This is a genomic window from Mesorhizobium metallidurans STM 2683 (assembly GCF_000350085.1).
Lineage (GTDB): Bacteria > Pseudomonadota > Alphaproteobacteria > Rhizobiales > Rhizobiaceae > Mesorhizobium > Mesorhizobium metallidurans.
The window spans coordinates 13,285-38,693 of record NZ_CAUM01000001.1; the positions used below are offsets into that span (position 1 = coordinate 13,285).

Genomic DNA, 25,409 nt, shown 5'->3' on the forward strand with positions numbered 1-25,409 from the left:
TGCGTCCATCGAAAATACACTTCCAAGCATCACCGGCACTTGGATGTCGACGAGACGCAGATCAGGTCCGCGGCCAAGTGGACATATCTCTATTGCTCCACCGAAAGTTTCCAGTCTGAGCGATCCTGCCCATTCCCTCATCGCACCTGGTCGTGCGTAGTGTGCATTTCAGTTCACATCGCGCCGCGCGATGCTTGGCCCCGCATGTCCAGAACTGCGGAGCAAGCCAATGACGCCTACGAAGTTGCTGATTGGGCAGATCGCCGTCGTGTTCGCAATCGTGATACTCGGCGTATGGGCGGCCACGCAGTGGTGCGCCCACATGCTCGGCCATCAACCGCCACTCGGCGCGCCATGGTTAGTCGCGGCTGGCTGGCAGATCTACAAGCCGTGGAAACTGTTCGAATGGTGGTTCCACTTCGACGCTTATGCGCCCGAGGTCTTCGATAAGGCCGGTGCGCTTGCCGGCGCCAGTGGGTTCGTGGGCTGTGCCGCCGCGATCGCCGGCTCGCTCTGGCGCGCGCGACAGCTCGGGTCGGTCACCACATATGGGTCGTCAAGGTGGGCCGCGACTCACGAGATCGAGACGGCAGGGCTGTTTCGGCCGGCCGGCGTTTTCCTAGGCAAGCTGAAGGATCGCTATCTGCGCCATGACGGGCCCGAGCACGTCATGGCCTTTGCCCCAACACGATCAGGCAAGGGCATCGGACTGGTTGTTCCAACTCTTCTGTCCTGGACCGGCTCGGCCGTCATTCACGATATCAAAGGCGAGAACTGGCAGTTGACCTCCGGCTGGCGCTCGAAGTTCTCCTACTGTCTCCTGTTCAATCCGACCGATCCGAGGTCGGCGCGCTATAACCCGCTGCTGGAGGTACGAAAAGGTCCAGACGAGGTCCGTGACGTCCAGAACATCGCCGACATCCTGGTAGATCCGGAAGGCGCGCTGGACCGGCGGAACCACTGGGAGAAAACCAGTCACTCACTCTTGGTCGGCGCCATTTTGCACGTGCTTTACGCCGAAGAGGAAAAGACGCTCGCTCGCGTCGCCACCTTCCTGTCGGACCCGCAACGCTCGTTTGCCGCGACACTACGGCGGATGATGACGACCAACCATCTCGGCGCGGCGGATAAGCCCCAGGTCCATCCTGTCGTGGCCTCGGCAGCTCGCGAGGTGTTGAACAAGTCGGAGAACGAGCGTTCAGGCGTTCTTTCGACCGCCATGTCGTTTCTCGGCCTCTATCGCGATCCTACGGTGGCGGCAGCGACATCAGCCTGCGACTGGCGCATTGCCGACCTCCTGGATGCTGAGCGACCGATGTCACTCTATCTTGTCGTGCCGCCATCGGACATCTCGCGCACGAAGCCGCTGGTGCGACTTGTGCTCAATCAGATCGGCAGGCGTCTGACGGAGCGGCTGGAGGGGGATCCTAAGAAGAGCAGGAACCATCAACTGCTCATGATGCTGGACGAATTCCCGGCGCTCGGTCGCCTTGATTTCTTCGAAACCGCGCTCGCCTTCATGGCCGGCTATGGCATCCGTGCATATCTAATCGCGCAATCCTTGAACCAGATCTCCAAGGCGTATGGGGACAACAATGCCATTCTCGACAACTGCCATGTACGGATTGCCTTTTCCTCCAATGACGAGCGCACGGCCAAACGCATTTCGGACGCGCTCGGCACGGCGACGGAGCTGAGGTCCATGCGCAACTACGCCGGCCATCGCTTGGCGCCCTGGCTGTCGCACGTGATGGTTAGCCGCCAGGAGACCGCCCGCCCACTATTGACACCGGGCGAGGTGATGCAGTTGCCGCAAGCCGATGAACTGGTGTTGGTTTCAGGGCTGCCGCCGATCCGGGCGAAGAAGCTGCGCTACTACCAGGATCGAAATTTCACCGAGCGCGTGCTTTCTGCGCCGGTATTGCGCGACGGCGCTTACGCGGATCGGCCAGTACCGCGTCCGGACTGTTGGATCGGGCAGGTGCGGGGCGTTGACCGCCGTCTTGCTGGCGGCGGCGAAAGCGCGGGCGAGGCAATTGAAGATGAAGGAGGTGTCCAGCAACAGCGACATCCGGGTCTGCCTGAAGAGCATACAGCCGTCACTCTGGAGCCCGACCGGGACGACCTGCTCAAGCCCGCGGACGATGATAGCGAGGCAGTTGCCCACAGGCGCGTGATGGACCGAATTTCCACTGCCGCACGCGCCTATGGCATCAACGAGGGAACGGGCGACAACAAGGACATCGTGCCCGGCTTCTGAAAGAAGCTGCCGAAGGCAGAGCGCAAATCAGCGTAGATAACGGCCATAAGCAATTTCGAAGAAGTCGCCGATGCTCGTTCCCGCCCGCGCAACAGCGCTGGGACAGTTGGAACGAACCACATGAGCCCTCACCGCATTCGTCATCAGTTTCTGCTCGAACCCGACCTGAGCAAGAAACTGGACGACCTCAGCCGCGATCCATCGACGACCAAATCAGCGATCGTGGCGAAGGCAGTCGAGGCCTTTATCGAGCGGCGTGGCGAGAACGAGCTCGACCGGCGCTACGGCGTAAGGCTCGACCGTCTTTCCCGTGACCTCGGTCATCTCAGACGCGACGTCGAGATGATCCTAGAGAGCCTGGCGCTCTTCATTCGCTTTTCCGTCACGCTTCATGCTCACACACCAGTCCCGGACAGGGCGACGCAGGCGATTGCCCAGGAGCGCTTCGACAAATTCGTCGAGCAAGTGGGCCGCCAGATCGCCTCCGGCAAACGGTCGCTTGGGACGGATAATGGCGGGGGAGGGGAAGGATGAGTTCTCATCCGGAGGTCGACCATCGCCATCGTACCATGTTGCGCACCGCCATGGGCCCGGCAATCGCTGAGGCCCTTGCCGATTCATCTGTTGTCGAGGTGATGGTCAATCCCGACGGTGCGCTGCGGCTCGACCGGCTGGGAGAAGGTCGGGTCGGTACCGGCGTGCATATGCACCCATCCGAGGCGGAACGCATCGTCCGCCTGGTCGCTTCCCATGTGCGTGCCGAGGCGCATGCGGGTAGTCCGATCGTCAGCGCCGAACTGCCCTCGGGCGAGCGCTTCGAGGGGCTGTTGCCGCCAGTCGTTCTGGCGCCATGCTTCGCCATCCGTAAACCGGCCGCAAAACTCTACACGTTGGCCAACTATGTCGCCGACCAAATCATGCTGCCGCTGCAGGCCGATGCGCTGAGGAAGGCCGTGCGCGAGCGGCGCAACATATTGGTCGCAGGCGGCACGTCGTCGGGCAAAACCACGCTCGCCAATGCGCTGCTGGTCGAAGTCGCGGAATGCGACGAGCGGGTGATCTTGATCGAAGACACACGCGAGCTGCAGTGCGCTGCCAAGGACTGCGTTGCACTCAGGACAAGACGGGGCTCGGTGACGCTTGCCGATCTCGTACGCTCGACGCTGCGGCTCAGGCCCGACCGCATCGTCGTCGGCGAAGTCCGGGGTGCGGAAGCCCTCGATATGCTGAAGGCATGGAACACTGGCCACCCCGGCGGCATCGCCACGGTTCACGCCAATTCGGCGCGCTCCGCCCTCTACCGGATCGAGCAACTCGCGCAGGAAGCCGTCGTCACTGTACCACGCCGTCTGATCGCCGATGCCATCGATCTGATTGTCTTCATCGCCGGGCGCGGATCCTCGCGCCGCATTGACGCCATCGCCGAGGTCACCGGTCTCGACGGCAGCGGCGATTACACCGTCACCCAACTGACGCTCCCGCAACTTCAGCAGTTTTGAAAGGCCAATTCATGTGCAAGAAGCTTCGCTTTCTTTCGTCCACCGCGCTCGTGCTTGTTCTCACGGTCTCAGCCCGCGCAGCAGGCTCCGGCATGCCTTGGGAACAGCCGCTGCAGCAGATCCTGGAGTCTGTACAGGGACCGGTCGCCAAGATTATCGCCGTGATCATCATCATCACCACGGGCTTAACCCTTGCCTTCGGTGACACCGCAGGCGGTTTCCGCCGGCTGATCCAGATCGTCTTCGGGCTGTCGATCGCCTTCGCGGCATCGAGCTTCTTTCTCTCCTTCTTCTCCTTTGGCGGCGGGGCACTCGTCTGATGGTCGCTGGAGAGCAGCATATTGAGGGCTTCGCGGTTCCCGTTCACCGGGCATTGACCGAAGCCATCCTGCTGGGCGGTGCACCGCGAGCGGTGGCGATCCTCAACGGCACGGTGGCCGCAGCTATCGGCCTCGGTTTGCAGCAGTGGATCGCTGGGCTGGTGCTGTGGATTGCCGGCCACACGCTGGCGGTCTTTGCCACAAGACGCGATCCAGACTTCGCCAGCGTGCTCGTTCGTCACCTTCGTCTGAAGGGATGGTTGGCATGCTGAACCTGTCAGAATACCGCAGCAAAGCCGACAAACTTGCCGACCATCTGCCCTGGGCAGCGCTCGTCGCGCCCAGCATCGTGCTCAATAAGGACGGCAGCTTTCAGCGGACCTTACGGTTCCGCGGGCCCGATCTCGAAAGCGCGACGGAAGCAGAACTTGTCGGCATCTGCGCCCGGGCAAACAACGCGTTGAGAAGGCTCGGCTCCGGCTGGGCATTGTTCTTCGAAGCCGAGCGCATAGAGGCGCTCGGCTATCCTAACTCAACCTTTCCCGACGCCGCGTCTTGGCTGGTCGATGAAGAACGACGCGCAGCCTTCGAGGGCAAGGTCGCGCATTACGAGAGCCGCTATCACCTGACTTTGCTGTTCATGCCGCCCCCCGACGCACGGGCGAGGGCTGAAAGCGCGCTCGTTGACGCACACCAATCTGGCGGCGGGAGAGACTGGCCCCAGGAGCTGGCGCGGTTTCGCGACGAGACCGACCGGGTCCTCGATCTTTTGTCCGGTTTCATGCCCGAGGTGCGCGTGCTCGACGATGCCGAGACCCTGACTTACCTGCACGGCACAATCTCGACCCGCCGCCATCCACTCGCTGTCCCGGAAACGCCGATGTATCTCGACGGCATCCTGGTCGACGCGCCGCTTACCGGCGGCTTGGAGCCGATGCTCGGCGAACACCATCTTCGCACCCTTACCGTCCTCGGATTCCCGAATCTCACCCGGCCCGGAATTCTCGACGCGTTGAATCATCAGGATTTCGCCTATCGCTGGGTGACGCGCTTCATCCCGCTCGACAAGACGGAAGCCACGAAGACGCTGACACGGTTGCGCCGCCAGTGGTTTGCCAAGCGCAAATCGATCGCGGCCATCCTGCGCGAGGTCGTGACCAACGAACCTGTCCCGCTGGTCGACAGCGATGCCGACAACAAGGCGCTCGATGCCGACGCAGCCCTTCAGGCGTTGGGCGGCGACCATGTCGGCTTCGGTTATCTCACCACAACGGTGACAGTGTGGGATGAGGACCATCAAGCCGCCGCGGAGAAACTTCGCGCGGTCGAGCGCATCATCAATGGGCTCGGCTTCACCACCATCCGCGAAAGCGTCAATGCGGTCGAGGCGTGGCTCGGCTCGCTGCCTGGTCATATCTATGCCAATGTTCGCCAGCCGCTCGTTCACACATTGAACCTTGCGCATCTCATGCCGTTGTCGTCGGTCTGGGCAGGTCCTACGGCGAACGAGCATCTCACCAAGGTCACCCAGCGAGAGGCCTCGCCACTTCTGTTCGCAGAGACCAACGGGTCGACACCATTCCGGCTATCCACCCATGTCGACGATGTCGGCCACATGCTGATCGTTGGCCCGACCGGCGCCGGCAAATCGGTGCTGCTTGCCCTGATTGCACTGCAGTTCCGGCGCTATGCCGGCGCGCAGGTCTATGTCTTCGACAAAGGCAATTCGGCGCGCGCGGCAGTCCTTGCCACGGGTGGAGAACACCACGCACTGGGTGCTGACGGTGCGCTCGCCTTCCAGCCCCTGCGCAATATCGGCGACCAGGCTGCCCGCAGTTGGGCAGCCGAGTGGATTGCCGGCCTCATTGCCCATGAGAATGTCACCGTCACGCCGGAGGTGAAGGAGGCAATCTGGTCGGCACTCACCAGCCTTGCCACCGCGCCGGCGCAGGAACGCACGCTGACCGGCCTTTCGGTCCTGCTTCAGTCCAACGGGCTGAAGTCCGCGTTGATGCCCTACACACTCGACGGTCCTTTCGGCCGCCTGCTCGACGCCGATGATGATCGGCTGGCCTTATCGAATGTGCAGTGTTTCGAGACGGAAGAGCTGATGCAGAGCCAAGGCGCTGTGCTGCCTGTGCTCACTTACGTGTTCCATCGTCTTGAAGAGCGGTTCGATGGACGGCCGACGCTGCTGATGCTCGACGAGGCTTGGGTCTATCTCGACAATCCGCTCTTTGCCGCCCGTATCCGCGAATGGCTGAAGGTGCTCCGAAAGCGGAATGTCTCGGTGATCTTCGCTACGCAATCGCTGGCTGATATCGCGGGCTCTTCAATCGCGCCGGCGATCATCGAGAGCTGCCCCCAGCGCATTTTCCTTCCCAATGATCGTGCTGTGGAACCGCAAGCGCGGGCAGCCTACGAGCGCTTCGGCTTGAACGAGCGGCAGATCGAATTGATCGCCCGCGCCACGCCGAAGCGCCACTACTATCTTCAGTCACGTAGCGGAAACCGTCTCTTCGAGCTCGGGCTTGGCCCCATCACTCTTGCGCTTTGCGGCGCTTCCGATCCGGCGACGCAGACCCTGATCGACAAAATCCAGTCCGAAGACGGGCAAGACAGCTTTGCCTCCCGCTTTCTGAGCGCGCGCGGCCTCGATTGGGCTGCCGAGCTTCTCCAGCAATTCCCTCAACCAGACATGGAGCAATCCTCATGATTGGACGCCGTCTTTTCACCAGCCTGATCACCGTTTCCCTGATCGCCAAGCCAATGGCCGACTATGTGCAGCCGGCCTACGCCCTTATCGTGTTCGATCCATCCAATTATGCGCAGAACGTGCTGACGGCGGCGCGCGCGCTGGAGCAGATCAACAACCAGATCCAGTCGCTGCAGAACCAGGCAACCATGCTGCAGAACATGGCGCGCAATCTTCAGCGTCTGGATTTCTCTTCCGTGGGCCAACTCACCGGTTCGCTCCATCGCATTGACGGTTTGATGGACCAGGCGAGTGGCCTCAGCTTTGATCTGGGCAAGCTTCAAGACCAGTGGCGCAGCCAATATCCAGAAAGCTACGAGGCCACGATCAAGGTCAGCGATGTGGCAACCGCTGCGCGCGAGCGCTGGCAGAGCGCCATGCAGGCGTTCCGCCAGACCATGCGGGCCCAGTCGCAGATCGTCGAGAACGTCCGCGCCGACGGCGACCTGCTTGCCGATCTCGTCAACCGCAGCCAAGGGGCAGCCGGTGCGCTTCAGGCAAGCCAGGCCACCAACCAGCTGATCGCGCTTTCAACTAAGCAGCAGATGCAGATCCAAACGCTGCTCGCGACTCAGTTTCGAGCTGAGGCCGAGGATGCCGCGCGCAAGGCGCAGTCCGAGGAAGCCGCCCGCGAGACAACCAAGCGCTTCCTGGGTACCGGCTCGGCCTATCCCGGCAACTGATCACCAACTCTGACGAGGAAGGCGGCGGCATGAACGACCTTGGCGTCATCGATCGCTTCATGGAGACCTTCATCCGCTACATTGATAGCGGGTTCGGTCTGCTTTCGGGCGACGTCGCCTTCCTCACCACCATCCTGATCGGCATCGACATCACGCTGGCCGGGCTGGCCTGGGCGCTCGGCGACGAGCCCAACATTCTCGGCCGGCTTACCCGCAAGGTGCTCTATGTCGGCGTCTTCGCCTTCATCTTGAATAATTTTAGGAACCTCGCCGACATCATCTATCGCTCCTTTGCCGGGCTCGGCATCAACGCGTCCTCCGGCAATCTCTCCCCAGACAATCTCCTGCGCCCGGGCCGCATCGCCGCGACCGGTTTCGAAGGCGCTTGGCCGCTGCTTGATCAGGCAAGTCAGCTGCTCGGCTTTCCAGAAATCTTCGGCAACGCGCTGACCATCTTCGTGCTGCTCATGGCCTGGTTCCTGGTCATCATCGCTTTCTTCATCCTTTCCATTCAGCTGTTCATCACAATCCTTGAGTTCAAGCTCACCACGCTTGCCGGCTTTGTTCTGGTTCCCTTCGCACTCTGGAATCGATCGGCGTTTCTGGCCGAACGCGTGCTCGGCAATGTCATCTCTTCAGGCATCAAGGTGATGGTACTTGCCGTCATCGTCGGCATCGGCTCCACACTCTTCGGCGAGTTTGCTTCCGCGCTGCAAGGCAAGGAGCCGGACCTGGCCGCCGCGATGTCACAGGTGCTGGGCGCGCTGGCGTTGCTTGGGCTCGGCATCTTTGGGCCCGGCATCGCGTCGGGTCTAGTGTCCGGCGCGCCGCAGCTTGGCGCGGGCGCCGCACTTGGCACGACTGCGGCGGCTGCTGGTGCATCGCTCGTTGCCGGAGGCACGGCATTTGCTGGCGCGCGCATAGCAGCCGGCGGCAGTCTCGCCGCAATTCGGGCCGGCACAACGATGGGATCGGCTGCTTTAACGGCCTGGCAGATCGGGCGAGCAACCTCGCCCCACACCGGCCTGTCCGGTGTGGCTGCTGGATTGCAGGGCGTGACCAGTGCCGCCGGCGGCTCCGCGATGCGAGCAGCAAGAGCTGCCGCGGGAACGTTCGGGCGCAGCGCCGATGCCGGCCGGGAAGCGGCATGGACCGCGACCGGTGGTGCGCCCACCGCGTCCATGACTGGAAACCCAACCGCTGCAGATCCTAATGCCGCTCCGACGTGGGCAAGGCGCTTGCGTTCCGAACAGACCGCCCGTGCCCACCGCCACGCCGCCATGCAGGCTGTCCGTGAAGGCGACAGGCCGGGAGGCAGCGCCAATCCCTCTCTCAACGACAAGGATGACTAGATGCTGTTCAAGCGACCCGTTCAACGTTACGGCAAGACACCCGAACCGGTCACGCCGTATCAAAAGGCCGCCCAGCTATGGGACGAGCGCATCGGCTCATCTCGAGTACAGGCTAGGAACTGGCGGCTCATGGCCCTCGGCTGTCTGGCCTTGGCGACCGGGCTCTCTGGCGGACTCGTATGGCAGTCGATGCAGAGCCGTGTTGTGCCTTACGTCGTCGAGGTCGACCGCTTCGGCGAGGCACGCGCCGTCGCGCCGGCTATCCAAGACTACGAGCCCTCCGACGCCGAGATAGCCTGGCACCTCGGCCGCTTCATCCAGAATGTCCGTTCCGTCTCCACTGATCCGGTGCTGGTGCGGCAGAACTGGCTGGCGGCTTACGACCTTGCCACCGACCGTGCGGCACTCTTCCTCAATGAGTACGCCAAGGCAAACGATCCTTTCGGTCAGATCGGAACGCGCAGCGTGTCCGTCCAGGTGACCAGTGTTGTCAGGGCTTCCGACAGCTCGTTCCAGGTCAAATGGACTGAGCAGGTCTTTGAGCGCGGCAGCCTTGCCAGCACCACGCGCTGGACCGCGATCCTCACCATCGTGATCCGCCCGCCAAGCAATACGGATCAGCTGCGCAACAATCCGCTCGGTGTATTCATCAACGCCATCGACTGGTCGCGCGAGCTCGACAGTGCCGCACCGACATCCGTTTCCCCGAAGGAGCCCGCCGATGACAAATAGAGCCCAATCGTTCCGTGCCGCGCTGATCCTATCCGCATCGGCAGCAGTTCTCTCGGCCTGCGCATCGAAGCCGGTGCCGCCTGAAATCTCGTATGATGCTGCCGACTTCAAAGCAGCGGCAATCGAGAAGGCGCCAGAGACACCGGTCAAGATAGTCGAGGTGCCAAGGCCGTTGCCGCTCCCCGGCCAGTTGCAGCCAGAACCGGGCAAAATCGCCGACGACAAGCGCTCTCCTGAAGAACGCGTCGCCGACGCCAACAAGGCGGCGACGCAGCAACCCACCCGGTACGGCTACGTCAATGCGGTGCAGGTCTATCCCTTCACCGATGGCGCGCTTTATCAGCTCTATGCCGCGCCGGAGCGCGTCACCGATATCGCCCTACAGCCGGGCGAGAAACTGACAGCCGTGTCGGCCGGCGACACGGTGCGCTGGGTCATCGGCGATACCGTCAGCGGCACCGGTGACGACCAGCGCACCCATGTGCTGGTAAAACCCTTCGCGCCGGGACTCAGCACCAATCTGGTGATCACCACGGAACGACGCACCTACCACTTGCAGCTTCAAAGCACCGATAAGACCGCTATGGCGGCGATCTCCTGGACGTACAGCGAGGACCAGATCGTCGCGCTCCGCCAGCGTAACGCTCAGGCCGAGGCTACCATGCCGGTGGCGTCGAACGTGGCGCTCGAAAACATTCGCTTTCGCTACTCGATTAGGGGCGACACACCGCCCTGGAGACCGACGCGAGCCTTCGATGATGGCAGCAAGGTCTATATCGAGTTCCCGCGCCGCATAGACCAGGGAGAGGCCCCGCCACTCTTCATCGTCGGCTCTGACGGGGACAACCAGCTCGTCAACTACCGCATGCGCGGCAACTACTACATTGTCGATCGGCTCTTCGCCGCGGCCGAACTACGCCTCGGCACCAAGCAGCAGCAAGTGGTGCGCATCACAAGGACGGACGGCCGGCAACCGCCGCGTCGCGTATCTCTCTTTGCGCGCTCCAGCAGGTGAGGAGAGGGGCCTTATGACCGACACTTCCCCATCCAATGCTCCGCCAAAACTCGATCCCGAGCAGCTGCAGTTACGGGCCTCGCCCCGCCGCGCCGTGCGGTTCAGGCGCGGCGTGATCGTCGCCATCGCTGCCGTCGGGTCCGGTGCCATCCTGGGCGTCACGATGATGGCGCTGCAGGGACCGGCGCTTCGCTTCAAAGAAAAGGCGGAAGATCTCTACAACACTGACCGCAAGCCAACCCCTGAAGGACTTGAAACACTTCCCAAGGACTATTCCGGAGTGAAGCCGAACCCTCCTGTGCTTGGACCACCACTGCCGGGCGACCTCGGTCGCCCCATCCTTGAGCGGCGGCGCCAGCTCGGCATCGCGCCAGGGCAGGACAACTCCGCCGAGGAGCAGCGTGTTGCCCAGCAGGCGATTGAGGCGCGGGAATCACAAGTCTTCTTCCGCATTGAAAATCAACCCAAGGAGGCGGGCATCGGCGGTAATGCGAAAAGTGCTCAGCAGCCGTTCGGGGCGCCTCCGCAATCTGATGCCGCTCGGCCGTCAGATTCCGTTGCCCCGGCTGAGGGCGATCAGAACAATCAACAACGCAAGCTCGATTTTGTCAGCCAGCGCAACACCAGCGGGATCTACAACCCGCATGCATTGCAGACGCCAGCTTCGCCAAATCAGCTCATGGCCGGCAGCGTGATCGCCGCAAGTCTCATCACCGGCATAAATTCCGACTTGCCCGGGTTTGTCGTCGCGCAGGTCACCGAGAACGTGCACGACACGCTCACCGGCAGCATGCTGCTTATCCCGCAAGGCTCGCGGCTGATCGGGACCTATGACAGCGTCGTCGCTTTTGGGCAAAAACGGGCGCTTCTGGTTTGGCAGCGAATAATACTGCCAGACGGTTCTTCGATCGAAATCGACAATCTCCCGGCGACAGACACTGCCGGCTATGCCGGGCTCGAGGACAAGATCGATTTCCACACCTGGCAGCTGATCAAGGGAGTCGCGCTGGCCACATTGCTGGGCGTCGGCACCGAGTTAAGTTTTGGAGAAAACGAAAGCGATCTGGTCAAAGCGATCCGGGAATCCACTCAGCAGAACGTCAGTCAAGCCGGCCAGCGCATCACCGAGAAGAACCTCAATGTTCAGCCCACCATCACCATCCGCCCAGGTTGGCCACTGCGCGTCATCGTGCACAAGGATCTGGTGCTACGGCCATACGCGAGTTGAGCGGGAGTGAATATGGCCAACTTGAAACTTGGAAAGCTTCCAGACCGAACACCTTCGAAGATTACCATCACCGTCAGCGCGGAGTTGAGCCAATCACTCAAGGAGTATGCTACCCTTTATCGTCAGACCTATGGCGAGTCTGAAACGGTGGCGGAACTCATCCCTTTCATGCTGGCGGGGTTTCTGGAAGGCGACCGAGCGTTTGCCAAGGCCAGAAAAGAAGGTTTGCCGACGTCCAGCATGCCGGAGAAGTCGCGGCGTCTGGCAGGCTCAGATTCCGAGTAACCGAGGCAATGAGTAAACCGCCCGCACACGAGCCTCGATGGGCTAACTCCGCTTGAACATGCAACCCGATCCGTCAAGGATCACAACGTGAACGGGCTCACTCACAAATGGAGGCAAACAGGGGAGCACGTCACGGCGACCGCACTCTTTGGCTCAAACTGCAACCGAGTGCCTGGCCCTTCCGCTTTGGAAATATTTGTCGAACCTGGCCGCGATGCTTCGAACGAATGGGCGACTTTCAGCCGGCACGACGAAACGGTCGCCATCCAGTTCAAGCAATCGAACGGGATCGTGGAGGGCCATGGTACTCGACTCAAGAAGGAGCTTCTGGCCGGCTTTGCCGAAGCGTTCCACCAGATCGACTGCCGAGAAGGCGAAATCACACATCAGCCTCTCGATGATCCAGCCGCGAACGCGGTCGTCGTCGGAAAGCGCGATACCGCGGACAACCGCCAGCCCGCCATGCGCAACCATACTTCCGTACTCGGCGGTTGAAATATTGTTCTGCACGTAGCCCTGGCGAAAACGGCCGATGGACGAAGGGCCAAGCCCGATCAGTGTCTCGCAGCGATCCTCCGTGTAGCCTTGAAAGTTGCGATGCAAAGCCCCTGCCCGGGCCGCGATCGCCAAGGCATCGCCTGGCTTGGCGAAATGATCGAGCCCTATTGCTTCATATCCCTTGTCCACAATCGCTCGCGCAGCGAGTTGCGATTGCGCCAACCGCTCCGTGGGGCCAGGCAGCCACGCCTCTTTGATCATCGTCTGATGCTTCTTGAACCAGGGCACATGCGCGTAGCCGAACAGCGCCATCCTGTCCGGTTCCAGGGTCAGCGCCTGCGCTACGGTGGAACAGACGCTCTCCCTGCTCTGGTGCGGCAATCCGTAGAGCAGGTCCAGATTGATGGAACCGACGCGGCGGGAGCGAACTCCGTCGACGATAGCCTTCGTTTGCAAAAAGCTTTGCTCGCGGTTGATTGCCTTTTGCACTTTTGGCTCGAAATCCTGGACGCCGAGACTCGCCCTGGTCATGCCGATTTCGGCCAGCGCATCAAGGCGCGCCTCATCCATGTCGTTTGGATCGATCTCGACGCTGATTTTTGTATCCGGGACAAAATCGAAGCTGTCCCGCAAAAACGCGCCAAGCGCCACCATGTCCTCGGGCTTCAGCATGGTGGGCGAACCGCCGCCGAAGTGGACTGCGCGGACATGGCCCTTGCCGCTGACGAGACCCGCAACCGTCGCGATCTCCGCGTGTAGCGAGCGCAGATAGGCCGTCACCGGCTCATAGTGGCGCGTCTGCTTGGTATGACACGCACAGAACCAGCAGAGTCTGTCGCAATAGGGGATGTGCAGATAGAGCGAGATCTCGCCGCCACTTTTGAGCGCCTCCAGCCAGCCACGATAAACCGCAGGATTGACGCCCGCGTGGAAATGCGGTGCAGTCGGATAACTGGTATAGCGCGGGACGTTCTCGCCAACCCGGGCAGCTAATTCGGACTGCATGTCGTGGTCCAACCATGTTTGCATCGCTGGAACTCTGGGCTTATTGGCGAGCCAAAGCCCTGATTTCGGTCAATCAGCAACTCGGACAAACTGCCGCAAGGATTTTTCTACCCTAGATTGGTATCCTGCCGGCACTTGGGATCGGGTTGAGCGAGCGCATGTCAGTACGGCGACACATTCACACTTCCGGTATTCCCGTTCTTTGCGTCCATTGCGAAGCACGGCATCGCGGCGTCTGCGGTGCGCTTGATCCAGACAATTTGGTTGGGCTCGCCAACACTTGCTCGCGGCGCCAGATCGAGTCAGGAGTGGAACTGATCGGCGACGCACAGGCGGTCGACAGCTATTCGAACCTGCTTTCAGGCGTGGTAAAGCTGACAAAGAGCCTTTCCGATGGTCGCCAGCAGATCGTCGGTCTCCAGTTTGCACCGCATTTTCTGGGACGTCCTTTTAAGGTGGAAAGCTCGATCAATGCGGAAGCGGTGACAGCTGTCACGCTGTGCTCGTTTCCAAGGGCAGCCGTCGAACGGATGATGAAGGGGTCGCCGGAATTCGAGCATCGCCTGCTCAAGCAGACGCTGAATGAACTCGATGAAGCACGCGAGTGGCTGGTGACGTTGGGGCGCAAGACCGCATCGGAAAAGGTGGCGAGTTTTCTCCTCATGATCGCTCGGAATATCGATTCCAGTGTTGACCCGGTAGCCAGGTCAGCGTCCTTCGATCTGCCGCTGACGCGTGCCGAGATCTCTGATTTTCTTGGAATTACGAACGAGACTGTGAGCCGGCAGCTGACGCAATTGCGGGCTGACGGCGTGATCCGGATCGAGAACACACGCCATGTGATGGTGGACAGCATGAGCCGGCTGCGCTCGATGGCGATGCCGAGCCTGAGCCAGAAGACCGACAGCCTGGACAGGTTGTAGAGGCCGTTCGGCGAAGAGAAGGGGCAGGCCGTTGTCGCTCCTGATGGCGGAAGGCAGGCCGCGTTCCCTGAACAGGCGGATGGCGGCCTCGATGACCGGTCCTTCCTTCTTCGATTCGAGCGCTTCGCAGGGGAGCAGGTAGCGCGAGGCCGGGTCGGTGACCGTCACAATAACGACCATCGCCCGCCGGAACTCCCCTTAGAAGTCCGTGCACCACAACGCGTTGGTGATAGTTGCGTGCCGAAGCGCTGCCGCTGACGGGAGCGCTTTACAGGCCGTGACGATCGAGCACGGCATGCACCGGGCTCTTCGAGGGTATGCGGACATCGCCGGCGAGCCTCCTGATCAGGAGCTCCCTAATCTTCCTGGCGCCCAGTGCGGCTTGTCCTTCTTGGTTGCGACGATCGTCAGCTCGATCTGGTCGGGCAGCTGGTTGGCGTAGCGCACCGGCCGCCGCGAAGGTCAACCTAGCTGCCGAAAAATCGTGCGGCCCCTGACATGGATCAGGGCGAGCAGGCGGCGGCTGCGCAATTGATGCACAGCGGATTTGGCGTCCGCCGGATTCGAGATCGGGATTTGCGATGAAATTCGGCACAGAGATCGTGCTTCTAAGCCTGTTCGCTTTTGCGGCCCTGGTGGCTGCCGGTTTCGGCGTAGATGAACCTTTCCGCCAGCATATGTGGGTGTTGTTCTTCGCCGTAGCTGGTTTCACCGCGATCCTGTTGCGCAATACGGAGTTCAAGCCTGCAGTTCCGATAGACCCCGCCGCTTTTATGGACGGTCCAATCCGTTACGGGGCCGTGGCGACGGTGTTTTGGGGCGTCGTAGGCATGCTGGTTGGTGTGGTCATCGCGCTGCAGCTTGCCTATCCCGATCTCAGCGTCGAGCCCTGGTTCAACTTTGGCCGCTTGCGGCCGTTGCATACATCCGGCGTGGTTTTTGCCTTCGGCGGCAATGCGCTGCTTTGCACGTCCCTTTATGTCGTACAGCGCACCTGCCGCGCCCGGCTGTTCGGCGGCAATCTCGCCTGGTTCGTGTTCTGGGGCTATCAGCTGTTCATCGTCATGGCTGCGACGGGCTACCTGCTCGGCATCACCGAAAGCCGCGAATACGCCGAGCCCGAATGGTATGTGGATCTTTGGCTGACAATGGTCTGGGTCGCCTACCTCGTCCTGTTCCTCGGTACCATCCTGAAGCGCAGGGAACCGCACATCTACGTCGCCAACTGGTTCTACTTGTCCTTCATCGTGACCATCGCGATGCTGCATGTGATCAACAACCTGTCGATGCCAGTCTCGTTCGTGGGTTCAAAAAGCTATTCAGCCTTCTCCGGCGTCCAGGACGCCTTGACGCAGTGGTGGTACGGCCACAATGCCGTAGGCTTCTTTCTCACCGCCGGCTTCCTTGGCATGATGTACTATTTCGTGCCCAAGCAGGCGAACCGGCCAGTCTATTCCTACCGGCTGTCGATCATCCACTTCTGGGCGCTGATCTTTCTCTACATCTGGGCCGGCCCGCACCACCTCCACTATACCGCCTTGCCCGACTGGGCGCAGACGCTCGGCATGGCGTTCTCGATCATGCTTTGGATGCCCTCCTGGGGCGGCATGATCAACGGCCTGATGACGCTGTCCGGCGCTTGGGACAAGCTGCGGACGGACCCGATCATCCGCATGATGGTCATGGCCATAGCCTTCTATGGCATGTCCACTTTCGAAGGCCCGATGATGTCAATCAAGGCTGTCAATTCGCTGTCGCACTACACCGACTGGACCATCGGCCACGTGCATTCCGGCGCGCTCGGTTGGGTCGGCATGATTTCGTTTGGCGCGATCTATTTCATGGTGCCGAAGTTGTGGAACCGCGAGCGGCTCTATTCGCTGCGGCTCGTCAACTGGCACTTCTGGCTGGCAACGCTCGGGATCGTCGTCTACGCCGCGGTGATGTGGGTCTCCGGCGTTATGCAGGGCCTGATGTGGCGCGAATACGACGAGCAGGGCTTTCTGGTCTTCTCCTTCGCTGAAACTGTCGCCGCCATGCATCTCTACTATATCATGCGTGCCATCGGCGGCGCGATGTACCTGTCCGGCGCCCTGATCATGGCATGGAACGTCACCATGACAATCCTCGGCTACCAGCGCGAGGAGAAACCGATGCCGCGTCCCATCGCCGCCGTCCGACCTGCGCGATCAGGAGCCAGAAAATGGGCTTGATGGACAAACACGCCGTCATCGAGAAGAACGCCACGCTTCTTCTCGTCGGCTCCCTTCTGGTGGTGACGATCGGCGGCATCGTCGAGATCGCGCCGCTCTTCTATCTCGACAATACGATCGAGAAGGTCGAAGGCATGCGGCCCTATTCGCCGCTCGAACTCGCCGGCCGCAACATCTATGTGCGCGAGGGCTGCTACCTCTGCCACAGCCAGATGATCAGGCCGTTCCGCGATGAGGTCGAGCGCTATGGGCACTACAGTCTGGCGGCCGAGTCGATGTACGACCACCCGTTCCAGTGGGGATCGAAACGCACAGGACCGGATCTCGCGCGGGTGGGCGACCGTTATTCGAATGAATGGCACGTTCAGCACCTTGTGGATCCGCGCTCGGTGGTGCCGGAATCGATAATGCCGAGCTACGCGTTCCTGAAGGAAATGCCGATTGAGGTGAAGGACTTCTCGACGCACCTGATCGCGAACAGCCGTGTGGGCGTGCCCTACTCCGACGACATGATCGCGAGCGCGAATGCCGATCTCATGGCGCAGGCAGATCCCAACATCGACACATCCGGTCTTGAAGCGCGGTATCCAAAGGCCAAGCTCGGTGACTTCGATGGCAATCCGCAACAGGTCAGCGAGATGGACGCGCTGGTCGCTTACCTCCAGATGCTTGGCACTCTGGTCGATTTCAAAAACTACGACGAAGCCGCCGGTTACCGCTGAGGAGAATGGTGATGACCTACAACTTCATGCGGGCGTTTGCCGACACTTGGGGCCTGCTCGCTATGGCGCTGTTCTTCGTCGGATGCATCACCTTTGCGCTCCGTCCCGGCAGCAGGACGCGAGCCGACGAAGCTGCTCAAATCCCTCTCAAGGACGACTGATCATGAGCGGTGAGCACATTGACGAAGTCTCCGACGTCTCGACCACCGGCCATGAATGGGACGGGATCAAGGAGCTCAACAATCCGCTCCCGCGCTGGTGGGTGATCACCTTCTACGTCACCATAGTCTGGGCGATCGGCTACACCATCGCTTATCCCGCATGGCCTATGCTAAGCTCCGCCACCCGAGGCGTGCTCGTCTATTCCAGCCGCAACGATGTCAAGAATGAGCTGGCAGCGGCCGAGGTCGCCAAGGGCAAGTATGTTGCCGCCCTTCAGGCGAAGACTGTCTCCGAGATTGCCGCCGACGATGTTTTGCGCGGATTCGCTATCGCGGCCGGTGGCGCCGCCTTCAAGGTCAATTGCGTTCAGTGCCATGGCTCCGGCGCCCAGGGTTCGAAGGGCTTTCCCAACCTGAATGATGACGACTGGCTGTGGGGCGGCAAGGCCGAGCAGATCCAGCAGACAATCACGCACGGCATCCGCTTTGCCTCCGACTCCGACACGCGCCTGTCGGAAATGCCCGCCTTTGGTGACATCATTACGCCCGAGCAGATTAGACAGGTCAGCGCTTATGTCTCGAGTCTCTCCGGCGCTGTTGGCGATCAAGCATTGGTCATACCCGGCGCCAATGTTTTCGCCGAGAATTGTGCCGCCTGTCATGGTGATAAGGCAAAGGGGAACACGGAGCTTGGCGCACCCGACCTGACCGACGCGATCTGGCTCTACGGGGCGGGCGAGACGGCTATCGCCGCGCAGGTTCGCGCGCCAAAGCAAGGCGTCATGCCGGCCTGGGGTGGGCGTCTCGGCGAGGTCACGGTCAAGGAACTTGCGGTCTATGTCCATTCGCTTGGCGGCGGAGAATAGGAACGGAAGCCTATTCTCGGCCCTCCCCCTGCCAAGCGACGAGGCCCGGCGCGAGCCGGGCCTCGACACCATTCCGACTGCGACCTGAATCAACACGGGCGGACCGCCTACGGCGAGGCTGTTCCACGGGCGGCCCTGACATCGGCAGCGGGACTGGAGATGCTACGTGCGTGATAAAACGCAGACAGAACCGCCCGAAGCAGAAGCGATCGACTCCCCCAACACCCGTGAGCCGCTTTATGCTCCACGCAAGAAGGTTTTCCCCAAGCGAATCTCGGGTAATTTCCGTAGCTTCAAATGGCTGGTGATGGCGATCTCGCTGGCGATCTACTATCTGACGCCCTGGCTGCGCTGGGACCGAGGTCCGTTTGCACCGGACCAGGCCGTGCTGATCGATCTTGCCAACCGCCGCTTCTATTTCTTCTTCATCGAGATTTGGCCGCAGGAATTCTACTATGTGGCCGGCCTTCTCGTTATGGCCGGCATCGGCCTTTTCCTGATCACATCCACCGTTGGCAGAGCCTGGTGCGGCTATACCTGCCCGCAGACGGTATGGGTCGATCTGTTTCTAGTTGTAGAGCGTGCGATCGAGGGAGATCGCAATGCTCGCATAAAGCTCGACGCGGGATCCTGGACTGCGCGCAAGCTTGTGCTGCGTGTATCGAGACACGCCATCTGGCTGGCCATAGCGGCAGCGACCGGCGGCGCCTGGATCTTCTATTTCGCCGATGCGCCATCTCTGATTGACGAGGTCTTCGCTGGCACCGCTGCGCCGGTCGCCTACATCACCATCGGCGTGCTGACGGCAACCACCTACACATTCGGTGGACTGATGCGCGAGCAGGTCTGCACCTACATGTGCCCGTGGCCGCGCATCCAGGCGGCCATGCTCGACGAGAATTCGCTCACTGTGACCTACAATGACTGGCGCGGGGAACCCCGTTCGCGCCATGCCAAGAAGGCTCTTGCCGCAGGGCAGCCGGTTGGAGACTGCGTTGATTGCAATGCCTGTGTCGCGGTCTGTCCGATGGGGATCGACATCCGCGACGGCCAGCAGCTCGAATGCATCACCTGCGCGCTCTGCATCGACGCCTGTGACGGCGTAATGAACAAACTCGGCAAGGAGCGCGGGCTGATCTCGTATGCGACGCTGTCCGATTACAACGCCAACATGGCGGCGGCGACCGCAGGCGGCGCTTGCTCGGTGAATCCGTCGCTGGTGCGGACAGACGGCAGCGCTTTCTCCAACAGGTTAGCCCATTTCCATGTCCGCAAGATCTTTCGACCGCGCACCTTCGTCTACATGAGTGCGTGGTCGGCGGTCGGTCTCGCCTTACTCTACTCGCTGCTGACGCGCGATCGGCTCGAGGTCAACGTTCTGCACGACCGCAATCCGCAGTTCGTCACGCTGTCCGATGGTTCGATCCGCAATGGTTACACCGTCAAGCTGCTCAACATGATCCCAGAGCCAAGAACGATTGTCGTCACCATGCAGGGCCTGGCGGATGCCGAGATGAGCGTCGTCGGGATCGACATGCCTGCGGATCGCTCCCTCTCCGTTCCGGTCGAACCGGACCGGCTGAAAATGCTGAAGATTTTCGTCAGCCAGCCGGCGGAACAGATCAATGCCCAAGCGCAGACGTTCAAGTTCCGGGTCGAGGACAAGGCGAGCTTCGAGTCGGACGAATACACGGCCACGTTCAACGCACCGGAGATCGTTAGATGAGCGTCAATGCACGAAGGCCCCCCGAATTCACCGGCAGGCATATGTTGCGTATCATCCTTAGCTTTTTCGGCGTGATCGTTGGTGTGAACCTGACCATGGCAACACTCGCCAGCACAAGCTGGACGGGTCTTGTCGTCGAAAATACTTATGTCGCGAGCCAGCAGTTCAACCGGATGGCCGAGGAAGGGCGCGCGCAGGCCGCACTCGGCTGGACCGGCAAACTGACCATCGCACGGGGCGAGGTCCGCTACGGCCTCAGCGAGGCCGCCGGCAAAGCGGTCCAGTTGCACGGCGTCAGGCTCCTGTTCCGTCATCCCGCCTACGAGGCCGAGGACAAAGCCGTCATGCTTGCGCCTGCCGCGAGCCAGGAATTTGCCGCCCAGCATACGCCAAGGGACGGCGTCTGGATCGTCCAAGTCGACGCCGATGTTGGTCTCGCAGAACCCTATCGCGACGTCCGTCGAATTATAATTTCCCATGGAGCGTTACAATGAGCTGTTGTGCACCGGGCGCCGAAACGGCGCTGGATCTGGAAAGCAGCATATCCGTCCTGCCATCAAGCCAGGAGGTCAGGCTGGCGAGCCGCTCGCTTGGCGGCGATCTGCACCAAACCGATCTCTCGGTCCCGACGGTGCATTGCGCAGCCTGCATCCAGAGTATCGAGAGGGCGCTTGGAAAACTCGATCGCGTCGAGGGTGTACGTGTCAACCTGTCGACGAAACGGGTTGCGATCCGGTGGCGCGGAAATGAGGTTCCACCGTTTGTCGCCGCGCTTGGACGGCTGGGATACGACGCGCATTTGTTCGAGCCCGAGACAGGGGAGAAGGACAAGACGCTATCGGAGCTGATCCGGGCCGTGGGGGTTGCCGGCTTTGCAGCGGGCAACATCATGCTGCTTTCAATGTCGGTCTGGTCCGGCGCTGAAGGTGCGACCCGCGACCTGTTCCACTGGGTCTCGGCACTGATCGCCATCCCCGCGCTCGCCTTCGCTGGTGGCATCTACTTCCGCTCGGCATGGAACGCATTGCGTCACGGCCGCATGAACATGGATGTGCCGATTGCGGTTGGTGTCTCGCTCGCCTACGCGATGAGCCTTTACGAAACCATCAACCATGGCGACCACGCTTACTTCGATGCATCGGTATCGCTGCTGTTCTTCCTGCTGATCGGCCGCACGCTTGATCACGTGATGCGCGAGCGTGCCCGGACCGCGGTGAACGGTCTGTCACGGCTGGCGGCGCGCGGCGCCATAGTATTGCGCGACGATGGCACGCGCGACTACCGGCCGGTTGGCGAGATCGAACCAGGCATGCAGTTGCTGATCGCTGCCGGCGAACGGATTCCCGTCGACGGCAAGGTCATTCGAGGCTCTTCGGATCTCGACTGTTCACTGGTTTCCGGTGAGAGCACACCCAGAACAGTGGCGACAGGGGAAACCGTGCAGGCCGGCACGCACAATCTCACCGGCCCACTGACGGTCGAGGCGACAGCCGCCGCAAAAGACTCCTTCCTGGCCGAAATGGTCCGGCTGATGGAAGCCGCCGAGGGCGGTCGCGCGCATTATCGCAGGCTCGCCGACCGCGTTTCAGCGCTCTATGCTCCAGTGGTTCATCTGACCGCCTTCCTGACGTTCCTTGGCTGGATGGCGGCGACGGGCGATTGGCACCGGGCAGTAACAAACGCAATCGCCGTTCTCATCATCACCTGCCCATGTGCGCTCGGTCTCGCGGTGCCGATCGTGCAGGTGGTCGCTGCGAAGCGTCTGTTCGAAAGCGGTGTCATGGTCAAGGATGGTTCGGCCATGGAGCGCCTGGCGGCGATCGACACGGCGGTGTTCGACAAGACAGGAACGCTTACGCTCGGACAGCCTCGGCTCGTCAATGCGTCGTCAGTCGATCCGGCCATGCTGGCAATCGCTGCCGAGATGGCCGCGCACTCCCGTCACCCGCATTCAAACGCCATTGCCACCTTTGCCGGTTTCGCCGGTCAGCCAAAGCTCGAAGCTGTCAGCGAACACCCCGGATTCGGCATCGAAGCCACCGCGAGGGGAAGCACCTGGCGACTGGGGCGGCGCGGTTGGGCTGGATGGAAGGCCCGAACCGGTGGGGAAAGCAGATACGGCGGAACGGTTCTGACCAAAGACGGGATCATCGTGGCGTCCTTTGTCTTCAAGGACGCGCTGCGTCCGGACGCCAGGGCGGCCATCGAGCAATTGAACAACGCCCGAGTTTCCGTGGAAATGCTGTCGGGCGATACCGGGGCTGCCTGCGGCGAGGTCGCGACGACGTTGGGGATACATCACTTTGTTCCGGCGCTGCTTCCTTCGGGCAAGGTCAAGTATATTGAAAGCCTGGCGAAGGACGGCCACAAGGTGCTCATGGTTGGCGACGGCCTCAACGACACCCCTGCGCTGGGCGCGGCACATGTCTCGATCGCTCCAGCCACGGCGGCCGATGTCGGCCGCAAAGCTGCGGATTTCGTTTTCCTGCACGAAAGCCTTTCGGCCGTCTCCCTTGCGCTCGACGTTTCGCGAAAGGCCGGACAACTGATCCGGCAAAACATCGCCATCGCGATTGTCTACAACGCCATTGCCGTCCCGATCGCCATTTTGGGGCAGGTAACACCATTGATTGCGGCAATCGCGATGTCGGCCTCATCACTGCTTGTCATTGGCAATGCGTCGAGGCTGCAAGGTTTTGTGCCAGACGTGCCAAGGAGAACTGCTCCGCCTGATAGCCGCTCCCACACCGGCACATTGACGCAACCCTCATGACAATCCTGGTCTATCTCATACCGGTGGCTCTGTTGTTGGGCGGGCTTGGACTGTCTGGCTTCCTGTGGGCCTTGAGGAGTGGTCAATACGAGGATCTCGACGGAGCCGCCGAGCGTATCCTCATTGACCGGGACGAGAGGCCGGAACGCTGATTCCGTCACTCGAGGGCCTGCGTCGCCCGCGATGCAAGCGGCTGATGCCACGAAGTACCTCCCACGGCCGGACGAGCGCTGGCGATGTACGTGTTCCAAGTGCAACGGAGCGGATAGACCGGCGGCGCGGGTTTGTCGTGTCTGGCTGACCCAGATCAGTGCTGTCTCCTCATCGCCCTGATTTCAATGGACGAGTCTTTTAAAGGGGAGAACGCATGTCTAGCCGGACGGAAGCTGAGCGGCATCAGGTGCTGGCCGTGTTCGCCGGGGGCGCCGGCTTTGTCGAAGCCGTGAGCAGGCCGGCGCACGTCATTGCAGGAGCCGATGCGTTCGAATGAGCGAGTTCAAGCCAGTTCGGTTCGTTGATGTCGCGCTAGAGGGGCAATTCTGGCGCGAGCGGCTGGAGACGGTGCTGACACGGACTATCCCCAGCCAGCACGTCCAGCTTGGCAAGCAAGGTGTATTGCTGTCCCTCACACTGCCGAACCAGTCGCTGCCACTGAGCGTCCCAGGCAACGAGCACGATTCCGGGCAGGTGTTCTGGGATTCCGACGCCGGCAAGTGGATAGAAGCAGCATCCTACGCGCTGTCACACAGGCGTGATCCCGACATCGAGGCATGGATCGAAAACATTGTCGACGATCTCGAAAAGGCGCAGGCTCCCGACGGTTATCTGAACTGCTGGTACCTGCAGCGCGAGCCCGACAAGCGCTGGACCAACCTGCGCGACAATCACGAACTCTACAATCTTGGACATCTGCTCGAGGGCGGGATCGCCTACTTCCTCGCGACGGGCCGGCGCCGGCTCCTGGACATCCTTGAGCGGTATGTTGACCATGTGTGCAAGACATTCGGCCCGAACCCCGGCCAGAAGCGCGGCTATTGCGGCCATCAGGAAATCGAGCTGGCCCTCGTTAAGCTCTATCGCTTGACTGGAGACAGAATGCATCTCGACCTCGCGGCCTATTTCATGAATGAGCGCGGGCGTCAGCCGCACTACTTCGATCAGGAAGCGGTCGCGCGCGGGGAGCACCCCAGGGATTTCAGGGCGAAAAGATATGAGTACAACCAGTCGCACAGGCCGGTGCGCGAGCAAACTAAGGTGGTCGGACATGCGGTCCGAGCGATGTACATGCTTTCTGCCATGGCCGACCTCGCGGCGGAACTGAATGACGACAGCCTCAAGAAAGCATGCGAGGTGCTCTGGGCCGACGTCATCTCCTCGAAAATCTACATCACGTCCGGCTTGGGTCCGGCTGCCGCGAATGAAGGCTTTACTGAGGATCACGACCTGCCGAACGATACGGCGTATGCGGAGACCTGCGCCTCGGTAGGCCTGATCTTCTGGGCACATCGCATGCTGCATCTCGAACTCGACGGCCGATACGCCGACGTTCTGGAACAGGCGTTGTTCAACGGCGCGCTGACCGGCCTTTCGCGCGATGGCGAGCGCTATTTCTACTCCAATCCGCTCGAGAGCGATGGGCGACGCAGCAGATGGGCCTGGCACTCATGCCCATGCTGCACGATGAATTCGTCTCGTCTGATTGCTTCGATCGGAGGCTATTTCGTCTCGGCCAGTGAAAACGCAATCGCCTTCCATCTCTACGGCGGCGTTTCGACGAACATCCAACTCGCTACGGGCAATGTGTTCCTGCGGGAAACCAGCGCCTATCCATTTTTCGGCTCGATCAGGATCGAGGTCAGCCCTGACGCGCCGGCCGAGTTCACTATCAATCTCCGCATTCCCGGTTGGGCTCATGAAGCCGAAGCTTCGGTCGGGGGATGTGCAGTCGACGTGACGGCATGCACCAGAAATGGCTATCTTGCGATCTCGCGGCTATGGAATGCCGGAGACACCATCGCCCTCGAGCTACCGATTTCTCCCGAGCGCATCTATGCTCATCCCTCGGTCAAGCAGGACATCGGCCGGGTGGCGCTCAAGCGCGGGCCGTTGGTTTATTGCGTTGAAGAGGTCGACAATCCCGGGGGGGCGGTGCAGCAGCTCAAACTACCGCGAGACGCCAGGATCGAAACGGTGGAACGGGGCGATCTCTTCGATGGCGTGGTCACGCTGACCGCCTCCCCAGAGCGTATCGAAGACCAAGAGTGGGGAGACAGCCTATACAGGAATGCGCCCCCGATCGTTTCGGGCTGCCGGCTAACCGCTCTGCCATATTATCTCTGGAACAATCGGGCGAAAGGCTCGATGCAAGTGTGGCTGCTGGAAAGCTGAATTCA

Annotated in this window: 24 protein-coding genes and 1 pseudogene; 23 read left to right on the plus strand and 2 right to left on the minus strand. The window is 61.2% G+C overall.

Translation table 11 applies throughout. The annotated features are described in order from the left end of the window. The first annotated feature begins 229 nt into the window (after window positions 1-229). From MESS2_RS00060 to MESS2_RS00115, 12 genes are all read left to right on the plus strand, one after another. Complete coding sequence (locus MESS2_RS00060; RefSeq protein WP_008871919.1) at window positions 230-2,260, plus strand: conjugal transfer protein TraG; 2,031 nt, start codon at window positions 230-232, stop codon at window positions 2,258-2,260. Between the two features lie 120 nt (window positions 2,261-2,380). Then, the gene (locus MESS2_RS00065; protein WP_008871920.1) at window positions 2,381-2,794 is read left to right on the plus strand and encodes a hypothetical protein; all 414 of its coding nucleotides are present in this window, start codon (window positions 2,381-2,383) and stop codon (window positions 2,792-2,794) included. After that, window positions 2,791-3,759 carry a P-type conjugative transfer ATPase TrbB gene (gene trbB / locus MESS2_RS00070; protein ID WP_008871921.1) on the plus strand — a complete coding sequence of 323 codons (969 nt, stop codon included), beginning with the start codon at window positions 2,791-2,793 and terminating at the stop codon, window positions 3,757-3,759. The genes MESS2_RS00065 and trbB overlap by 4 nt, the downstream gene beginning before the upstream one ends. 11 nt (window positions 3,760-3,770) lie before the next feature. Continuing rightward, on the plus strand, window positions 3,771-4,079 hold the full coding sequence (locus MESS2_RS00075) for a TrbC/VirB2 family type IV secretion system protein (protein WP_008871922.1): 309 nt from the start codon (window positions 3,771-3,773) through the stop codon (window positions 4,077-4,079). Beyond that, window positions 4,079-4,351 (plus strand): VirB3 family type IV secretion system protein, encoded by a 273-nt coding sequence (locus MESS2_RS00080; protein ID WP_008871923.1) that lies wholly within the window; start codon window positions 4,079-4,081, stop codon window positions 4,349-4,351. Before MESS2_RS00075 ends, MESS2_RS00080 begins: the two co-directional genes overlap by 1 nt. Further along, window positions 4,345-6,795 carry a conjugal transfer protein TrbE gene (gene trbE / locus MESS2_RS00085; protein ID WP_008871924.1) on the plus strand — a complete coding sequence of 817 codons (2,451 nt, stop codon included), beginning with the start codon at window positions 4,345-4,347 and terminating at the stop codon, window positions 6,793-6,795. Before MESS2_RS00080 ends, trbE begins: the two co-directional genes overlap by 7 nt. Then, the gene (gene trbJ, locus MESS2_RS00090) at window positions 6,792-7,517 is read left to right on the plus strand and encodes a P-type conjugative transfer protein TrbJ (protein ID WP_008871925.1); all 726 of its coding nucleotides are present in this window, start codon (window positions 6,792-6,794) and stop codon (window positions 7,515-7,517) included. The genes trbE and trbJ overlap by 4 nt, the downstream gene beginning before the upstream one ends. A gap of 29 nt (window positions 7,518-7,546) precedes the next feature. After that, window positions 7,547-8,869 carry a P-type conjugative transfer protein TrbL gene (trbL, locus tag MESS2_RS00095; protein ID WP_008871926.1) on the plus strand — a complete coding sequence of 441 codons (1,323 nt, stop codon included), beginning with the start codon at window positions 7,547-7,549 and terminating at the stop codon, window positions 8,867-8,869. Continuing rightward, on the plus strand, window positions 8,870-9,601 hold the full coding sequence (trbF, locus tag MESS2_RS00100) for a conjugal transfer protein TrbF (protein ID WP_008871927.1): 732 nt from the start codon (window positions 8,870-8,872) through the stop codon (window positions 9,599-9,601). Further along, entirely contained in the window at window positions 9,591-10,616 is a 1,026-nt protein-coding gene (gene trbG, locus MESS2_RS00105) for a P-type conjugative transfer protein TrbG (RefSeq protein ID WP_008871928.1), read from the plus strand. The genes trbF and trbG overlap by 11 nt, the downstream gene beginning before the upstream one ends. A gap of 13 nt (window positions 10,617-10,629) precedes the next feature. Next, complete coding sequence (locus tag MESS2_RS00110; RefSeq protein ID WP_008871929.1) at window positions 10,630-11,844, plus strand: TraB/TrbI/VirB10 family type IV secretion system protein; 1,215 nt, start codon at window positions 10,630-10,632, stop codon at window positions 11,842-11,844. A gap of 12 nt (window positions 11,845-11,856) precedes the next feature. Continuing rightward, the gene (locus MESS2_RS00115) at window positions 11,857-12,129 is read left to right on the plus strand and encodes a DUF2274 domain-containing protein (RefSeq protein ID WP_008871930.1); all 273 of its coding nucleotides are present in this window, start codon (window positions 11,857-11,859) and stop codon (window positions 12,127-12,129) included. Window positions 12,130-12,282: 153 nt separating this feature from the next. On the opposite strand, the gene hemN is transcribed toward MESS2_RS00115, so the two are convergent. After that, entirely contained in the window at window positions 12,283-13,632 is a 1,350-nt protein-coding gene (gene hemN / locus MESS2_RS00120; protein WP_008871931.1) for an oxygen-independent coproporphyrinogen III oxidase, read from the minus strand. A gap of 158 nt (window positions 13,633-13,790) precedes the next feature. On the opposite strand from hemN, the gene MESS2_RS00125 reads away from it, so the two are divergent. Beyond that, window positions 13,791-14,555, plus strand: a complete 765-nt coding sequence (locus tag MESS2_RS00125; protein ID WP_051068989.1) for a Crp/Fnr family transcriptional regulator — start codon at window positions 13,791-13,793, stop codon at window positions 14,553-14,555. On the opposite strand, the pseudogene MESS2_RS34035 reads toward MESS2_RS00125, so the two are convergent. Next, a pseudogene (locus MESS2_RS34035) lies at window positions 14,492-15,014 on the minus strand (IS481 family transposase); the annotation flags it as partial. The gene MESS2_RS00125 and the pseudogene MESS2_RS34035 overlap by 64 nt on opposite strands. A 122-nt stretch (window positions 15,015-15,136) precedes the next feature. Here MESS2_RS34035 and ccoN point away from each other — a divergent pair. The 10 genes from ccoN (at window position 15,137) to MESS2_RS00175 (ending at window position 25,404) form a co-directional block, all read left to right on the plus strand. Continuing rightward, the gene (gene ccoN / locus MESS2_RS00135; RefSeq protein ID WP_008871934.1) at window positions 15,137-16,768 is read left to right on the plus strand and encodes a cytochrome-c oxidase, cbb3-type subunit I; all 1,632 of its coding nucleotides are present in this window, start codon (window positions 15,137-15,139) and stop codon (window positions 16,766-16,768) included. After that, window positions 16,759-17,490, plus strand: coding sequence for a cytochrome-c oxidase, cbb3-type subunit II (gene ccoO, locus MESS2_RS00140; protein WP_040591648.1), 732 nt, complete (start codon window positions 16,759-16,761; stop codon window positions 17,488-17,490). The genes ccoN and ccoO overlap by 10 nt, the downstream gene beginning before the upstream one ends. Before the next feature lie 11 nt (window positions 17,491-17,501). Beyond that, window positions 17,502-17,651 (plus strand): CcoQ/FixQ family Cbb3-type cytochrome c oxidase assembly chaperone, encoded by a 150-nt coding sequence (locus MESS2_RS00145; protein ID WP_040591650.1) that lies wholly within the window; start codon window positions 17,502-17,504, stop codon window positions 17,649-17,651. A gap of 2 nt (window positions 17,652-17,653) precedes the next feature. Continuing rightward, window positions 17,654-18,517 (plus strand): cytochrome-c oxidase, cbb3-type subunit III, encoded by an 864-nt coding sequence (gene ccoP, locus MESS2_RS00150; RefSeq protein WP_008871936.1) that lies wholly within the window; start codon window positions 17,654-17,656, stop codon window positions 18,515-18,517. A gap of 166 nt (window positions 18,518-18,683) precedes the next feature. Continuing rightward, window positions 18,684-20,243, plus strand: a complete 1,560-nt coding sequence (gene ccoG, locus MESS2_RS00155) for a cytochrome c oxidase accessory protein CcoG (RefSeq protein ID WP_008871937.1) — start codon at window positions 18,684-18,686, stop codon at window positions 20,241-20,243. Then, window positions 20,240-20,737, plus strand: coding sequence for a FixH family protein (locus MESS2_RS00160; protein ID WP_008871938.1), 498 nt, complete (start codon window positions 20,240-20,242; stop codon window positions 20,735-20,737). The genes ccoG and MESS2_RS00160 overlap by 4 nt, the downstream gene beginning before the upstream one ends. Beyond that, window positions 20,734-23,016 (plus strand): cation-translocating P-type ATPase, encoded by a 2,283-nt coding sequence (locus MESS2_RS00165; RefSeq protein WP_008871939.1) that lies wholly within the window; start codon window positions 20,734-20,736, stop codon window positions 23,014-23,016. The genes MESS2_RS00160 and MESS2_RS00165 overlap by 4 nt, the downstream gene beginning before the upstream one ends. Next, window positions 23,013-23,168: a cbb3-type cytochrome oxidase assembly protein CcoS gene (ccoS, locus tag MESS2_RS00170; RefSeq protein WP_008871940.1), complete on the plus strand. Its 156-nt coding sequence runs from the start codon at window positions 23,013-23,015 to the stop codon at window positions 23,166-23,168. Before MESS2_RS00165 ends, ccoS begins: the two co-directional genes overlap by 4 nt. Window positions 23,169-23,383: 215 nt before the next feature. Further along, window positions 23,384-23,506 carry a hypothetical protein gene (locus MESS2_RS33780; RefSeq protein WP_280113298.1) on the plus strand — a complete coding sequence of 41 codons (123 nt, stop codon included), beginning with the start codon at window positions 23,384-23,386 and terminating at the stop codon, window positions 23,504-23,506. Further along, a complete protein-coding gene (locus MESS2_RS00175; RefSeq protein ID WP_008871941.1) occupies window positions 23,503-25,404 on the plus strand; it encodes a glycoside hydrolase family 127 protein in 1,902 nt (633 codons plus the stop codon). The genes MESS2_RS33780 and MESS2_RS00175 overlap by 4 nt, the downstream gene beginning before the upstream one ends. Window positions 25,405-25,409 lie beyond the last annotated feature (5 nt).